This window comes from Prosthecobacter sp. SYSU 5D2, assembly GCF_039655865.1.
Taxonomy (GTDB): Bacteria; Verrucomicrobiota; Verrucomicrobiia; order Verrucomicrobiales; family Verrucomicrobiaceae; genus Prosthecobacter.
Genome location: NZ_JBBYXL010000006.1, coordinates 381505 through 396718 on the forward strand (window position 1 = coordinate 381505; position 15214 = coordinate 396718).

The 15214-nt window shown below is 58.9% G+C and carries 12 protein-coding genes; 2 read left to right on the forward strand and 10 right to left on the reverse strand.

All coding sequences use genetic code 11. The annotated features are described in order from the left end of the window. Positions 1–60: 60 nt before the first annotated feature. Positions 61–795, reverse strand: a complete 735-nt coding sequence (locus tag WJU23_RS12600; RefSeq protein WP_346332930.1) for a Bax inhibitor-1/YccA family protein — start codon at positions 793–795, stop codon at positions 61–63. Positions 796–937: 142 nt separating this feature from the next. On the opposite strand from WJU23_RS12600, the gene WJU23_RS12605 reads away from it, so the two are divergent. Then, positions 938–1390: a cupin domain-containing protein gene (locus tag WJU23_RS12605; protein WP_346332931.1), complete on the forward strand. Its 453-nt coding sequence runs from the start codon at positions 938–940 to the stop codon at positions 1388–1390. A 67-nt stretch (positions 1391–1457) separates the two neighbouring features. On the opposite strand, the gene WJU23_RS12610 is transcribed toward WJU23_RS12605, so the two are convergent. The 9 genes from WJU23_RS12610 to WJU23_RS12650 form a co-directional block, all read right to left on the reverse strand. After that, positions 1458–2093 carry an outer membrane lipoprotein carrier protein LolA gene (locus tag WJU23_RS12610; RefSeq protein WP_346332932.1) on the reverse strand — a complete coding sequence of 212 codons (636 nt, stop codon included), beginning with the start codon at positions 2091–2093 and terminating at the stop codon, positions 1458–1460. Between the two features lie 3 nt (positions 2094–2096). After that, positions 2097–2732, reverse strand: coding sequence for a thiamine phosphate synthase (thiE, locus tag WJU23_RS12615; RefSeq protein WP_346332933.1), 636 nt, complete (start codon positions 2730–2732; stop codon positions 2097–2099). A 25-nt stretch (positions 2733–2757) separates the two neighbouring features. Further along, entirely contained in the window at positions 2758–5445 is a 2688-nt protein-coding gene (gene gyrA, locus WJU23_RS12620; RefSeq protein ID WP_346332934.1) for a DNA gyrase subunit A, read from the reverse strand. A gap of 59 nt (positions 5446–5504) precedes the next feature. Continuing rightward, positions 5505–5876, reverse strand: coding sequence for a hypothetical protein (locus WJU23_RS12625; protein ID WP_346332935.1), 372 nt, complete (start codon positions 5874–5876; stop codon positions 5505–5507). Between the two features lie 11 nt (positions 5877–5887). Then, positions 5888–6445 carry a hypothetical protein gene (locus tag WJU23_RS12630; protein WP_346332936.1) on the reverse strand — a complete coding sequence of 186 codons (558 nt, stop codon included), beginning with the start codon at positions 6443–6445 and terminating at the stop codon, positions 5888–5890. Between the two features lie 45 nt (positions 6446–6490). Beyond that, positions 6491–9046, reverse strand: coding sequence for a DNA gyrase subunit B (locus tag WJU23_RS12635; protein WP_346332937.1), 2556 nt, complete (start codon positions 9044–9046; stop codon positions 6491–6493). Positions 9047–9278: 232 nt separating this feature from the next. Next, positions 9279–11243, reverse strand: coding sequence for a prolyl oligopeptidase family serine peptidase (locus tag WJU23_RS12640; RefSeq protein WP_346332938.1), 1965 nt, complete (start codon positions 11241–11243; stop codon positions 9279–9281). Positions 11244–11300: 57 nt separating this feature from the next. Further along, positions 11301–12638, reverse strand: coding sequence for a sulfatase-like hydrolase/transferase (locus WJU23_RS12645; RefSeq protein WP_346332939.1), 1338 nt, complete (start codon positions 12636–12638; stop codon positions 11301–11303). A gap of 18 nt (positions 12639–12656) precedes the next feature. Further along, positions 12657–14483: an arylsulfatase gene (locus WJU23_RS12650; protein ID WP_346332940.1), complete on the reverse strand. Its 1827-nt coding sequence runs from the start codon at positions 14481–14483 to the stop codon at positions 12657–12659. A 127-nt stretch (positions 14484–14610) separates the two neighbouring features. Between WJU23_RS12650 and WJU23_RS12655 the strand changes: the two genes are divergently transcribed. After that, a complete protein-coding gene (locus WJU23_RS12655) occupies positions 14611–15207 on the forward strand; it encodes a xanthan lyase (RefSeq protein WP_346332941.1) in 597 nt (198 codons plus the stop codon). Positions 15208–15214: the final 7 nt, after the last annotated feature.

The window sequence follows — 15214 nt, forward strand, 5'->3', positions numbered from 1 at the left end:
AGGGCGGGTTTAGGGAATTTATGCCCCCCAACTCCTGTGGGTTGCACGTGATCCTCAGGATCAATCCCGGCGGGCAAGCTTGGAGAGCAGGCGCAGGATCTCAATATAGAGCCAGACGAGAGTGACGAGCAGGCCGAAAGCGGCGTACCATTCCATGTATTTGGGGGCACCGTGGGTGCAGCCGTTTTCGATGAAATCGAAGTCAAGCACGAGGTTCAGGGCGGCGATGACGACGACAAAGGCGCTGAAGCCAATGCCGACAAGGCCGCTCTCATGGATCATGGGAATCTGGATGCCGAAGAAGCCCAGAACGATGGTGGCAAGGTAAACCAAGGCGATGCCGCCGGTGGCGGCGAAAATACCGAGCTTGAAGTTTTCCGTGGCGCGGATGAGGCGCATGGAATAGGCAGCCAGCAGGGCGAGGCAGGTTCCGCCGGTAAGGAGGATGGCCTGGAGGGCGATGCCCTGAAACTTCTGTTCATACATGGCGGAGATGCCGCCGAGAAAGAGACCTTCTGCCAGCGCATACATGCTGCCAGTGATGGGGGACCAGGTGGGTTTGAAGCTGGTGATGATGGCCAGGATGAAGCCGGCGATGGCACCCCCAAAGACCCACATTTTAGCAGAAGCCGGATCCGACATGACCATGTTCCAAGTATAAATGGCGGTGAAGAAGGTCATGAACAGCAGCAGGCCGGTCTTGTTGACGGTGCCTTGCAGAGTCATCTGCTTTTCCCCAGGGACGGAGGCGGGGGCGAAAGTAGAGTCGTTGAGCAGTGGGTTTGCGGTGCGCATGGTGGAGACATTACGTGTAGGATTTAGTCTGCCTAGCAATTTTTGGCCTTATCGGACTGAGGTTGGTATCGGATAGCCAAAGGTGCGCGACGGTCGAGGATGTGGGATTGATTTGGGAAGGGTCGCTGGCTAGGCTGGTGGCATGCCTGACTCCCCTGCCCGATTTGTCCAGATTGATGATGCCGCCCGTGAAACGAATGCATGGACGAATAATGAATGGCTTTGCCGGCCGGACCTGGTAGAGGCGGAAAAGCTGCTGCTGGTCCGCGCCAACATGGCCCCGATGCATTGCCATCCCTTTCACCGTCATCCGCACCGGGAGGAGATCATTTATGTGCTTTATGGCCGGGCGGAGCAGTGGGTGGGTGAAGAATGCCGGATCCTGGGCGCAGGTGAAATGGCACACATTCCCGCCGGGGTGGTGCATGCGACGTATAACCCCCACCAGGAGCCGCTGGTCTTTTTGGCCATCCTATCACCCGCGAAACTGCCGGATGATCTGGCGGAGGTGCCGGATCCGCAGGATGTCTCCAGCGAGGAGAAATGGGCGGGGCTGCGCCAGGAACGGCCTGAGTGCCGGATGGTTGAGGGATGAATTGAATCCTGATATCCAATGCAGCCGCATGAATGCGGGACTCCAAACTTCTGGTTAGGCACCTGTATCAGCGTGCGAGCAGGCTGGCTTTGTCGGAGGCGGTGACGGGCTGGGGATCGGAGAAGGTCATGGTGAGGCTGGCACCATCGCCCTGGAGGACACGAAGCTGGAGGAGGCGGAAGGTTTTGGGGGAGATTTGCAGATCCAGCTGGCGGAGATGGCGGCGGATGAAGGGGGCCTTTGGCCTCAGGGTGATGGCGGTGACGTCGGGGGTCTGCTCGATGGCATCCACCAGGAAGTGCTGCTGAAGCTCCTCAGGTGAGGCTTCCTGGCCGCTGAGGAAACGGGACCACATGCGATAGCGGGCATCTTTTTCATCCAGGGGCTGCCAGTTGCCGTCGGCTCCTTCGCGTACCCGAAACTCGGTATTGTCACGCACCAGGACGGTGGCTGCAGGCTGGCCAAGCTCCCAGCGGAAGGCACCATCTTTAAAACGCCAGAACTTGCCAGGGGTGGTGAGGGGTTCTTTCAGCGCGGGCGTGGTACGGGTCTGCCGAAAGGCGACGACCATGTCCGGCATGTCCTTTTGGGCCGCTGCCCACTGCATGAGGACGGGTGGCAGGGGTTTGGGGGACTGGGCCTGGACGGTCAGTGAGGACAGGCCCAGGAGCAGGATGAGGCGAAGGACGGAAGAAAGGGACATGGGTCAGGGCAGTGCGGATTTGATCTTTCGTACATACGCCTGCACATCTGCAGCCAGCAGAAAAGCGGAGACGACGACCACCCGGCGGGCACCGGCGGCGAGGATCTCCGGCAGGCGTTCTTCATTGACCCCGCCGATACAGAAGATGGGCAACTGCACCTGCTGATGAACGGCGGTGATGTCCTGCAAGCCGATGGGCACGTAGTCCGGCTTGGTGCCAGTGGCATACAAAGGGCCGAAGCCGATGTAGTCAGCCTTTTCCTCCTGGGCAGCCACGGCCTGGGCCAGGCTATGGGTGGATTTGCCGACGAATACATCCGGACCGACGACGGCGCGGGCCTTGGCCACGGCATCGTCATCCTGACCGACATGGACGCCTTCGCTGCCGATGGTGGCGGCGATTTCCAGGTGGTCATTGATGATCAAAGGCACCTCATGCTCCCGGGTGATGGGATGCATGAGGCGGGCCAGTTTTTCGATCTCCGGCAGCGACAGCTTTTTGGCGCGCAGTTGCAGGAGATCCACCCCGCCCTCACACAGGGCGGCGGTCATCGCCTCTACCTGTGCGGGGGCGCAGTAACCAAGATCCACGATGCCATAAATCCTGGCGGACTGGAGGTCAGGGAAGGCGGATGACATGCGTCGAGGGCTCAGTGTAATGCGATCAGGACTCAGGGGTGTCGGCTTCGGATTCAGCGGAGTCGGAGGTCTCAGAAGTGGCCGTTTCCCCGGTTGGGGCATCAGTATTTTCTGCGGCAGATTCGGTGCCTTCGACAACGGCGGCTTCGCCTTCTTCGTTGATGGCTTCCTCTTCCTCATCGGCAATGACCGTGGCGACATCTTGGATGGTCTCGTCTTTCTTGAGGTCCATGAGCTTGACACCCTGGGCGACACGACCGGTTTCGCGGATGCCTTTGTCACCGCCAACGCGGATGCGGACATTTTGACCCTTGCTGGTGATGAGCATGAGCTCGTCGTCATTGTGGACGGCGATGGCAGCGACGACCTTGCCGGTCTTCTCGGTGATGTTAATGGTCTTCACGCCTTTGCCACCACGATTGATGAGGCGGTAGTCTTCAAACGGGGTGCGTTTGCCGAGGCCTTTCTCAGAGACGACGAGGAGCTGGGTATCCGGCTCCACAGCGGTGAGGGCGACGAGGTAGTCCCCTTCATCCAGGCGGATGCCACGCACGCCGGCGGCGCCACGGCCCATGGCGCGGATGTCCGTCTCCACACAGCGCAGGCACATGCCTTCGCGGGTGGCGAAGCAGATCTCGCTGCTGCCATTGGTGAGCACGACGTCCACGAGGTCGTTGCCTTCCTCGATGTTGATGGCGATGATGCCGTCCTTGCGGTAGTTTTTGAAGGCTTCCAGGGCGGTCTTTTTGACGGTGCCGTCCTTGGTGGCGAAGAGAACAAATTTGTCCGGGCTCCACATGGCGTCGTCTTCCACACCCTGGGCCTCAAGGCGGAGGACGCTGTTGATCTTCTCTTCAGGGCGAAGGTTCAGTACGTTTTTGATGCTGCGGCCACGACCGGTGCGAGGGGCCTCCGGAAGTTGATAAACACGCTCCACATAGACGCGGCCGGTGTTGGTGAAGAATAACAAGAAGTCATGCATGTTGGCGCTGAAGAGCGTCTCCACGAAGTCGTTTTTGTCCTCCTTGGTGGCGGCTTCGCGGGCCTCCATGCCTTTCAACCCCTTCCCACCGCGAGCCTGCAGGCGGTATTCGTTGGTGAGCGTGCGCTTCACATATCCGAAGTGGGTGAGGGTGACGATGTTGGCATCGTTCGGGATGAGGTCAATGGTTTCGATGCCGCCACCCATGGCATCAATGCGGGTGAGGCGAGGGGTGCCGTGCTTGGCTTTGATGGCGCGCAGCTCGTCCTTGATGATGTCCAGCACGCGCTGCTCCTTGGCCAGGATGTCCATCAGGTCAGTGATGGTGGCGAGGAGCTCATCGTAGTCCGCCTTGATCTTGTCGCGCTCCATACCGGTGAGCTGGTAGAGGCGCAGCTCTAGGATCTGGTCCACCTGGGTATCAGTGAAGACGTAACGATCGCCCTGGATGCTGGGCTGGCTGCGGATGAGGATGCCGAGGCGCTCTGCGGTGGCGACGCTGAACTGGTAGGCCTTGAGTCCGGCACGGGCTTCGTCACGATTGCGGCTGTCGCGGATGATTTTGATGAAGTCATCCAGGTGACCGAGGGCGAGCAAGTAGGCTTCGAGTTTTTCAGCCTGCTGCTCGGCCTTACGAAGCAGGAAACGGGTGCGGCGGATGATGACCTCGCGGCGGTGCTCGATGTAACAGGCGATGGCGTCCTTGATGCTGAGCACGCGCGGGCGGCCGCCATCGATGGCGAGCATGTGGATGCTGAAGCTGCTCTCCAGCGCGGTGAATTTATACAGGTTGTTCAGGACGACCTGCGGGCGGGCATCGCGCTTGAGATCAACCACGACGCGGGTGTTCTCATCGGACTCATCACGGACGGAGGTGATGTCGCTGATGATCTTTTCATTGGCGAGCTCGGCGATGCGTTTCACCAGCTCCGCGCGGTTCACATTGTACGGAATTTCCGTGATGATGATCTGCTCGCGGTTGTTGTTTTCGACGATTTCCGCCTGGCCGCGCACACGCACGCTGCCGTGGCCGGTCTCCATGTATTCGCGAATGCCGTCCAGGCCATGAATGACGCATCCCGTAGGAAAGTCGGGGCCTTTGATGAACTGGGCAAGCTCGCTATGGGTAATGGCTGGGTTGTCAATCTGGGCGCAGACGCCGTCCACGATTTCACCCAGGTTATGCGGGGGCATGTTGGTGGCCATGCCGACGGCGATGCCGGTGCCGCCATTGACGAGGAGGTTTGGGAAAGAGGCCGGGAAGACGGTGGGCTCCGTGAGGCGCTCATCGTAGTTGGGCACGAAATCCACGGTGTCCTTCTCCATGTCGGACATGAGAGTGCCGCCGAGGGGCGTCATGCGGGCTTCCGTATAACGCATGGCTGCCGGAGGGTCACCTTCCACCGAGCCGAAGTTCCCCTGGGGATCAATCAGCGTTTCGCGCATGGCCCAGGGCTGGCCCATGTGGACGAGCGTGGGGTAAATGACGGCCTCACCGTGCGGGTGATAGTTACCCGAAGTGTCACCGCAGATTTTCGCGCACTTCATCTGCTTCTTTGGCGGATAAAGGCCCAGCTCATGCATCGCATACAGAATGCGACGCTGGGAAGGCTTCAGCCCATCCCGCACATCCGGCAGCGCACGGGAGATGATGACTGACATGGAGTAATCAAGAAAGGAGTTCTTGACCTCGTCAGCGACGGAGATGGGACGGGTGTTGGATTCGTGCATGGCGGGGAAAGGGGAGTGGGGAACGGTGTTCAGTAATCAGTATTCAGACATCGGCGAAGTCAGGCACGATGCAGGGCGTTTGCAGAAACGAAGAGATTGCGGACGCGAAATTCGGGCGGGCTTTCTTGCAGCAGAATCATGCGCAAGCCGTGGGTTCTGGCGGCAAAAAAAGGATGGTCAAGGACACGCTTTGAGTCTTGCGCCCAAAGAGGGGCAGCAAAGCCGTATTGATGAGACATCCAGGATGCAGCCGCGGCCAGGTATGCATCGGCGACGCCTTCGTCTTGAAGCTTTGATTCAAGCAAAGCAGGTTCATCAGCGAGCAGATCAGGCGAAGGAGCCTCGCGAAAGCGGTCCAGATAGTCACGCAGTGCATAACCAAATTCCTGTTTGGAGGAGACGCTGGAAAACTGGGCAGCCAGAGTGGTCATGGACTGGCCTGTCATTGGAAACCTCCTTCTTCCAGCATGATTTCTTCAACGAAATAGCGGGTTTTCGGAGACAGCCTGGATTCGTCGTAATAGCGTGAAACGATTTCCAGCACCTGATTTACGTCTTTGAGTCCAAGATGCCGGATCAAGGTTTGAACATCCGCCATGTCACCGGAGGTATCGTAATCGCCGGTTCGTGCGGCCAGGCATTTCATTGCCAGCAGATAATGGGCAGAGGGCCGAAGAACGCGAAGATGAGTGAATTGCGGCATGCCCTCGGCAACAAGATCTCCCGAACTGGACATCCAGCCTTTCACTCCATCATTCAACCATGCCTGGGGTAGATCCAACTCCTGAGCCACCTCTTCAATGGCGCCAGACACAACGGCTTTGGGAACAAAAATTCCATCCACATCACGTGTGCTCTGACGGGCATCAAAAGCCAAGATCATGGCTGCGCCTCCAAAAATGCACAGCTCTCCCGTCACCTCTTTGGCAGCAAGCTTCCCATTTAACGCCGTGAGGGCGTCAATGATTTGCTCTTTGGAAAGCTGGAAATTGGAAATCATGAACAGTTCCTCGCCATGGACAGGAATGAAACCTGGGCGGAAGGATCAAACATCCAGATTGCGCACATTGAGCGCATTCTCTTCGATGAAGTGTTTGCGAGGTTCGACGACGTCGCCCATGAGGATGGTGAAGATGCGTTCGGCTTCCTGGGCGTTGCTTTCGTCCAGCTTGACCTGCAGGAGGGTGCGCTTGTTCGGGTCCATGGTGGTCTCGAAAAGCTGCTTGGCGTTCATTTCACCGAGACCTTTGAAGCGCTTGATTTCCATGCCGCGTTTGCCGATTTCCATCACCTTGTCAAGGATGCCGGGGATGCTGAAAACGGGGTGTACTTTGGCGTGATCGCCCTCGCCTTCGATGACTTCGAAGAGGGGTTTGTCCTGGCTGCTGAAGTGATCCACATGCAGCCCCAGTTCATCCAGATGCTGAAAGCGCTTTTTCATGCCGTGGGCCTCGTGAATCTCAATGAGGCGGGCGCGGCGATGGGTTTTGGGAGCGGGGGCACCGTTGGCCTCGGGATCCACCTCGGGTTTGCCGAAGAGATGAAGGTCATGGTTCTCACGGGCGAAGGCGGCAAGCTGCTCATTGCCAAGGAAGTACAAGATGCTGGCTTCGTTGCCCTCGCGGAGGCTGACGAGGTAATGCGGCAGGTTGCCGGTCGCTTCGTCGCGGGCCTGGAGATAGGCCTCGAAGTCACCGCCATGACGGCGGATGATGTCGGCAAATTTGGCTACCGGGACGAGCTGCTCAAGGATGGCCTGGAGACGGTCATCGGCGACTGTACTGCCGTCGGCAATGTTGCGCAGGCTGATCTCGCCGGAGCCCATTTCCAGAAGCATGGCGTCCATTTCGGCATCGTCCTGGACGTATTCCTCGCGCTTCTTGCGGGTGACCTGATACAAGGGGGGCTGGGCAACGTAAATGTGGCCGCCTTTGACCAGCTCCGGCATCTGCCGGAAGAAGAAAGTCAGCAGCAGAGTGCGGATGTGGGAGCCGTCCACGTCGGCATCGGTCATGATGACGATTTTGTGGTAGCGCAGTTTCTCGATGTTGAAGGAGCCTTCAACCTCGCTGTCACCACCGATGCCGGTGCCGATGGCGGTGATCATGGTCTGGACTTCCTTGTTTTGCAGGACCTTTTCCAGGCGAGCTTTCTCAGTGTTGATGAGTTTGCCTCGCAGGGGCAGGATGGCCTGGTTGTGGCGGTTGCGACCCATTTTTGCAGAGCCACCGGCGGAGTCACCCTCGACAATAAACAGCTCGGTTTTCGACGGGTCGCGCTCGGAGCAGTCGGCCAGTTTGCCGGGCAGACCGCCGCTGCTCATGGCGTCTTTACGGATGGCCTCACGGGCCTTACGGGCGGCTTCGCGGGACTTGGCCGCGATGATGATGTTATTGATGACAGTGACCGCGATGTCCGGGGTCTCGTCAAAGAAACGCATCAGGCCTTCATAGACGATGGAGCTGACCACGCCTTCCACTTCGCCATTGACCAGCTTGACCTTCGTCTGGGAGTTGAAGCGCGGGTTCGGCAGCTTGACGCTGAGCACGCAGATGAGGCCCTCGCGGCAGTCATCGCTCTCGATGTCCGGCAGCTTGTCCTTGAAGCTCTTGGGATTGGTGTTGATGTAGGCTTTGACAGCGCGTGTGAGGGCCGCTTTGAGACCGCTATAATGGGTGCCACCATCGGGGTTCGGGATGGCGTTGGCGAAGCAAAGGGTCTGCTCGTTGAGGCCTTTGTTCCACTGGAGTACGCAGTCCACGAGGATGAACTTGTTCTTGTCATCAATGACCACTTCACGGCGGCCTGCGAGGGCGATGGCGTCCGGGTGGATCTTGTCCTTGTCGGCACCGAGCTCACGCACGAACTGCTTCACGCCTTCTTTGTAAAACAGTACTTCCTGGCGCGGGGTCTCGCCGCGCTCATCGGTGAGGGTGATGCGGATGCCGGGGTTCAGGAAGGCGAGCTCACGGAGACGGACGAGCAGGCGCTCGAAAACGAAGACTGTCGTGATCGTGAAGATGGTGGCATCCGGATAAAAGGAAATTTTGGTGCCAGTGGTGGCCGGATCATCCAGATCGCCAAGGACGGTCAGCGGCTCGGTGGTCTTGCCGCGCTCAAAGCCAATGGAGTAGATCTTGCCATCGCGGAAAACCTCACACTTGAACCAGTCCGAAAGGGCGTTGACGCACTTGGCTCCCACCCCGTGGAGACCGCCGGAGAATTCATAGGCACCATCGCCGAATTTGCCGCCTGCGTGCAGGCTCGTCAGAACGAGCTCCACGGTGGGAATCCCGGCCTTGGGGTGCATTTCTACCGGAATGCCGCGCCCGTCATCCTGGAGGCTGATGGAGCCGTCCGTATGGATGTTGATCCAGATGTTTTTACAGTAGCCGGCGAGGTGCTCGTCAATCGAGTTGTCCACGACCTCGAAAACACAGTGGTGGAGGCCGCGCTCATCGGGATCGCCGATATACATGCCGGGACGAAGGCGGACGGCTTCCAGGCCTTCGAGCTTTTGAATTTGATCTGCCCCGTAAGCCTGGTCGAGAGCTACGGCGGTGGAGTTTGAATCGATGGATTCAATGATTTCGTCTGGCATAAAAGTTGTCGTTTTTCCATCGCCTGAGTCTGTCCAGAAAAACCACTTCAGAAACGTGCTCGATGGGTAGGAAAACAGGGTAGCAAGCTGCCCCTCCCTGCCAAGGGATTTTGGCAGAAAAACACGCTTTTTTTTGACCCTGCGAGCGCGACCTTGAAATCTGGCTGGAAGCCAGGTTCCTCGGGCGTTCCACAAGATTTAAAGATGGCCGTTCCAGCAGACCTGAAACGGTTCACTTTTTCAGCTTCCAATTTGCATCAAAAAAGTCTGCCGCGACCACCTTCCCGGCGGTTTCCGCATTGGGCGGCTGGGTGATGTCAAGGATGGCCCAATCGGGCAGTTTCGGATTCTGCAGGGAGTTGGTGCGGTCGTGCGCCTCGCGGAAAGTGAGGCCGGAATTGAGGATGATGGTTCCGCGTGGCTCCAGGGGATTGGGGCGGATCATGACCGGGACGTGCGTGCTGCCATCAACGGAGTGGGTGCCGAGGACAAGCTTCTCTTTGGTCCAGGAAAGTGGCAGGCTGGCCGTGCTGCCCGCGCCGAGGACTTTGGCCACCAGAGGATTGGAGGCGGCATCGCCCCACAAGACGAGTGTGTAGCGCAGCATGTCATCGGGAGTGACTTCAGCGGCCTTTTTCACCCGCACATCCCCGCGCATCAGGCTGCGCCAGCGGGTGAGGAAGTGGCTGGATTCGGCATTGACCCAGGCGGTCACTTGGGGCGAGGCGCCGTCGCCTTCTGGCAGCACGACGAGGAAGGGACGCTTCAAGGGCTCCTCTATGGGGCCGCTCTCGGGCTTTTTCAATGAGGCGGTGTTCTCTTTGTCGGATTGGGCCTTCCAGGTGCCTTTGGCATCGCGGAGAAAAACGGACCCGCTGGCCAGCTTTTGCCCGTCTATTTCATAAGATGCCGCTTTGATGGCGGGATCGAACCTGACAGCCGCCACGTTCTTGGTTTTCGCGCGGAGCACTTGGCCGTCCATTTCAGCCTCAATGCGGGTATCTTCCCATTGCTTTTCCTGCGCCAGGAGTTGCACCCAGAACATCTTGTTATACCCCAGCGTCTTGCTTTGCAGCACCACCTTCTTCGGCATCGGGTCCCTGCCCTTTTCGACGGCGGCTTCGATCTTGGCCTGCACTTCCTTGATGACCTCGGGGTGATATTTGTGGCCCATGCCGGGGCCGATGAGATGGGGGATGGTGAGACCTTCGTTTTTGAGGATGCCTTCCATGTACGCAGCTGCATCGCGCTGGGTGTCATTTTCACCGCTATAGACAATGAGGGGGACGTTGAAGAAATTGCGCGCATAGTCGGGCACGTCATAGACGCCCCAGAGGGTCTGCTCATACCAGGCGGGGTATTTGTCCGGTGTGAGCTTTTGATAGCGCTTCACATCGGCAAAACCGGCTCCGGCGTGAACGCAGGCCCATTGGTCGGCAAAGTGTGCGCCGATGTGCCAGGCTCCTGCGCCGCCCATGCTGAAGCCGGCGAGGGCGATGCGGTTTTCATCCACATTGAAGCGTGCTTTGGCATCGTCGCGGGCTTCGAAGACATCGGTCTCGCCTGCGCTTTTCCAGCCGTTGCAGTAGCGACCAAAGGGATGGATGACAATCGTGCCCTTCGGCTGGAACTGGCCGGGCTTCTTCGATGTCAGTTTGCCATAGACAAAATGCAGGTCGGTGGCGGTATCGCCACGGCCATGCAGCCAGATCCACATGGGGACGGGTTTCTTGCCTTTGCCAAAGGACAGGCCTTCGGGCACCTCGACGCCATAAGGCTGGGGGCTGCCATCAATGGCGGAATAAAAACCGAGGACTTTGTTCCCGCTGCCTTCCATCCACGGCGTCTTGCCGTTCTTCAGGGCGGCTATGCGGATTTTGGCCTCCACAAGCAAGGTGGAGACCTTTTTGATGCCGTCCTCGGGCTTCTTGTCATACCATTCATCGAAGTCCAGCGCGTAGCGGACGGCTTTGAGGAAGATGTCGGCATCGGCAGCACGCTCGTGGTTTTTCACGGCCTGAAAGGAGGCGGTGACGGCGGCGAGTTCTTGTTCAATGGCGGCTTCCTGTGCCTCCGAAAGGGCAGCGATGGGCTTCGGTGGCAGGCTGCCACGGAAGGAGGCCGTGGCTCCGTCAGAACGGAGCTGGGCACTGGCCAGGGTGGCAAAGGAGAAAAGGAGGAGCAACGGGCGATACATAGGCCTTGCATAACGACGGCCCAGACGCGGAGCAATCAGGAAATGCAGGCCGTCAGATCACTCCGGGCGCTGCCAGGGGGTGGCACCGCCGCGCTGGATGTGCTGGCGAAGGGCGGTGGACATCTCGTTGAAGATCTTGGGGGCCTTGGCGCGGAGGTTGTTTTTCTCCTGAGGATCGTTCTTCAGATTGTAGAGTTCCAGCGGGCTGTAGGGATCGTTTTGAAGCAGCTTCCAATCGCCCCGGATGAGGGCTTCGTAGCTCTTGCCGCCATAGGCACCGCCGCCTTCACGACGGACAAAGTAGAGATCGCGCACAGCTTCCACGGGCTCGCCCTTCAGCACGGGCACGAGGCTCACGGCATCCAAAGCCGCGCTGGGTTTGGCACCGGCCAGCTCGAGGAAGGTGGGGAAGAGGTCAAAGTTCAGCCCGGCATAGTCGCTGGTGGAGCGGGGTTTTACTTCGCCGGGCCAACGCACCATGAAAGGGACGCGCAGGCCGCCATCGTAATGACTCTGCTTGCCATCGCGCCAGGGATCGTTGTTTTGCGCGTGGGGCAGCGAGCCGCCGTTGTCGGCGGTGAAGACGACGACGGTGTTTTGATCCAGCCCGTATTCCTTCAGCGCCGCCAGCACCTGGCCAATGCGGTCATCCAAGTGCTCGACAAAGGCGACAGTTTGGGCACGTTTTGCATCCATGTCAGGGGTGCGTTTTTGGACCTTGGCCAGCCAGTCGGCAGGTGGCTCGATGGGGAAATGCGGGGCGTTAAACGCGAGGTAAAGGAAGAAAGGCTGATCCTTGGCCTGGGCGCGTTCTTTGAAATAATCGCCTGCCCAGGCGGAGAAGAGATCGGTGGCGTGGCCTTCCGGTTGGATGACCTCGGCGTTGCGACGCATGTAGTTATTCCCGTGGCGCTCATGCGTGATGTAGCTGTCCATCATGTCCCCTAGGAAACCGTGGAAGAAATCAAAACCGCGCTCATTGGGTGTATTCGGGGATTCCAGGCCCAGGTGCCATTTGCCAATGATGGCGGTGTGATAACCGGCCTTTTTGAGCTCGTCCGCAATCGTCGGGACTTTCGGATCGAAGTAGCCCCAGGAGTTTTCCGGCTGGGTGCGGATGACACCCGGCACACCCACGCGGTCCGCATACCGCCCGGTGAGCAAGGCCGCGCGTGACGGTGAGCAGACGGTGCAATTGGCCCGCATCCGGGTAAAGAGCATGCCTTCTTTGGCAAGCTGGTCAATGTGCGGCGTGAGGACATCGGATTCGTGATAGGTGGAGACATCGCCGTAGCCGTGGTCATCGGTGAAGATGATGAGGAAATTCGGGCGGTTGGCGCCAGCCTCCGAGAAGGCAATGAGACAGCTGAGGGTGAGCAACGAAAGGAACTTCATGAGGTCTCTGGAGGGAAATCAGTCAAGCAGGGTCAGGGTGACGCGGCGGACATCCATGACGGACTTACCGGGTATTTCGAGAGCGCGGAGGGTCAGTTCGCCTTGGCCGGATTCCAGTTTCATCTCGCCCAGGTTCAGGGTGCGGAATTCCTTCATCGTGGATTCAGCCGGAGGACGTGGCAGGGTGTCCTGGTTGGTATAGAGCGGCGGGTCCCAGCCGGGGCTTACCTTGCCACTGAGACGGCTGTCTTTGAATCTAAGCTCAATGGTGGAACCTGCATCGGCGATGGGGCAGGTATAATCGATGGTGACATCATACCGGCCTGCGGTGTTCACATCCAGCAGCCAGACGATGTGGCCGTCCTTACTGGTCCAGTTGACAAAATAAGAGCAATTGGGTGCGCCGCTGCTGCGTTCCACGCCGCCGCGCGGCTCTCCATCGCGGGCAGGCAGCATGGTGATGGGGAACTCACGGTATCCCACTGTGAGAGGGCGGGCATCTACGGCATTGCGGGAATCGGTCCCCTTGCCTTTGCCTTTGCCCTTCTTGGAGTCTTTGGCCTTGTCCTTGGGCTTCGCGCCTTCGGCATTGCCGAAGACCTCCTGGCGCCAGGACTTCACCGCTGCGGTGAGTTTACTGGCCAGGACGGGCTCCTTGTCATTGACGGGCGTGGTCTGGCCGGGATCGGCCAGCATGTCATAAAGCTTGCCTGCATTATCCAGGCGATGCGTCTGGGTGCGCACGCTGGCATTCATCGCCCAGGTGGAAAAGATCATGCGGTCTGGCCACTCGACGTTTTCCTTCATCAGCAAGGGTGAGAGGTCGCGGCCATCCAGAGGCTTGTCGCCCACGCGTGGCACATCGGCCAGTGAGGTGAGGGTGGGCAGCAGATCAATGGCCCCGCTGATCTGCGGGACTACATGCCCTTTGGGCAATTTCGCAGGCCAGGAGATGAACATGGGGGAGCGTACGCCGCCTTCATCCGTCTTGCCTTTATGGCCTTTCATACCGCCGGTCCAACGGTTGCTGTTGGGGCCGTTGTCGGAGAAGTAAATGACGATGGTGTTATCGCTCAGGCCATTCTCTTTCAGTTTGGTCAGCACACGGCCGACGTTCCAGTCCTGGTTTTCCACCATGGCCAGGGCGCAGCGTGTCACATCAGCCACTTCCTTTTCCGCATCTGTCGCGGTCTGGGTGATGGCCATGTCCTTGAAGCGCTGCCAGTCTTTTTCGGGGGCGGCCCACGGAGAGTGGGGGGTGGTGAAGGGCACGTAGCAGAAGAAGGGCTTGTCCTTGTTTTGCTCAATGAAATTCAGGGCCTTGTCCGTGCAGATGTCCACGATGTATCCCTTCTCACGCACCATCTTGCCATTGTGCTCCAGCGGCGGATCAAAGTATTCGCCCCAATGGCCCGCCGTATGACCAAAGTATTCATCAAAACCACGCGCCATGGGATGATAAGGCCATTGGCTGCCGTTGTGCCACTTGCCAAAGGCACCGGTGGCATAACCAGAAGCTTTGAAAGCATCTGCCACGGTTTTTTCATCCAGGTTCAGCCGCTCCTGGCCGGTGGAGACGCCGCGCACACCACCACGCGGATGATAACGTCCGGTCAGGTATTCTGCCCGTGTGGGCGAGCACACCGGGCAGACATAAAAGCGGTCCAGGGTGACACCGTTTTTAGCAATGGAATCAATGTTCGGCGTGGCCACCATCGTATTGCCATTCTGGCTGTAATCTCCCCAGCCGGCATCGTCCGCGAGAAAGACGACGACATTCGGTTTGGAGGACTGGCCAAAGGCCAGCGTCGTGAGGCTGAGGAGGACGAGCAAAAAAGGTTTCATGGCTGGGAACGGGCCGGCTGGCAGAACACGGGAAACGCAGTCACTCACCTTTTCCTTCACTGAAAAACGTCATTCTCCCGTCACACTCCGGCTTGCCAGGCAGAGCATAGGTGGACAAGACTGCGGCATGAAAATGCGCGGCCTCTTCCCTGCCATTCTGCTGCCTTGCCTGGCCTTGGGCGAAGATCCACCCAAAAGCCTGAAACCGCATCCGCAAGCGGTCGCCAACACCCATGCTCCCGGCGAGGTGGACCGGCCGGAGCTGGTCCCCTTCATCGTGAGCGATCCCGCTTCCCTGCCGGGGATCGTGGTGGATGAGACCGCCGCCACGCTGGGGGGTGAATGGCAGTACTCCACGCATACGCCGCCCTATGTCGGCCTGGGCTACCTGCACGACATGAAGAGCGGCAAGGGCGGCAAATCCGTCACCTTCACACCAGACCTGCCCAAGGAGGGCTGGTATGAAGTACGGCTCGCGCATTGCTACAATGTCCGCCGCAGCCTACGGACTCCGGTCACGATCCACCATGAAGATGGTGAGCAGACCTTGCGCATCAACCAGCAGGAGGAACCCGCCCATGCACGGTTGTGGCGCAGCCTGGGCAAGTTCCGTTTCAAAGCCGGCCGTAAAGGCTGGGTGCGCATCTCCAATGACGGCACCGAGGATAACAAAGTGGTGATCGCCGATGCGGTCATGTTTTTGCCATTGGCAGATGGCCAGTGACCGGCTC

What these genes read in the sequence shown, in the direction of transcription:
- WJU23_RS12645 (WP_346332939.1), bottom strand. Translation starts at nt 12,638, where the DNA reads ATGAAGTTCCTTTCGTTGCTCACCCTCAGCTGTCTCATTGCCTTCTCG.
- thiE (WP_346332933.1), bottom strand. Translation starts at nt 2,732, where the DNA reads ATGTCATCCGCCTTCCCTGACCTCCAGTCCGCCAGGATTTATGGCATC.
- WJU23_RS12625 (WP_346332935.1), bottom strand. Translation starts at nt 5,876, where the DNA reads ATGACCACTCTGGCTGCCCAGTTTTCCAGCGTCTCCTCCAAACAGGAA.
- WJU23_RS12635 (WP_346332937.1), bottom strand. Translation starts at nt 9,046, where the DNA reads ATGCCAGACGAAATCATTGAATCCATCGATTCAAACTCCACCGCCGTA.
- WJU23_RS12650 (WP_346332940.1), bottom strand. Translation starts at nt 14,483, where the DNA reads ATGAAACCTTTTTTGCTCGTCCTCCTCAGCCTCACGACGCTGGCCTTT.
- WJU23_RS12610 (WP_346332932.1), bottom strand. Translation starts at nt 2,093, where the DNA reads ATGTCCCTTTCTTCCGTCCTTCGCCTCATCCTGCTCCTGGGCCTGTCC.
- gyrA (WP_346332934.1), bottom strand. Translation starts at nt 5,445, where the DNA reads ATGCACGAATCCAACACCCGTCCCATCTCCGTCGCTGACGAGGTCAAG.
- WJU23_RS12605 (WP_346332931.1), top strand. Translation starts at nt 938, where the DNA reads ATGCCTGACTCCCCTGCCCGATTTGTCCAGATTGATGATGCCGCCCGT.
- WJU23_RS12655 (WP_346332941.1), top strand. Translation starts at nt 14,611, where the DNA reads ATGAAAATGCGCGGCCTCTTCCCTGCCATTCTGCTGCCTTGCCTGGCC.
- WJU23_RS12640 (WP_346332938.1), bottom strand. Translation starts at nt 11,243, where the DNA reads ATGTATCGCCCGTTGCTCCTCCTTTTCTCCTTTGCCACCCTGGCCAGT.
- WJU23_RS12600 (WP_346332930.1), bottom strand. Translation starts at nt 795, where the DNA reads ATGCGCACCGCAAACCCACTGCTCAACGACTCTACTTTCGCCCCCGCC.
- WJU23_RS12630 (WP_346332936.1), bottom strand. Translation starts at nt 6,445, where the DNA reads ATGATTTCCAATTTCCAGCTTTCCAAAGAGCAAATCATTGACGCCCTC.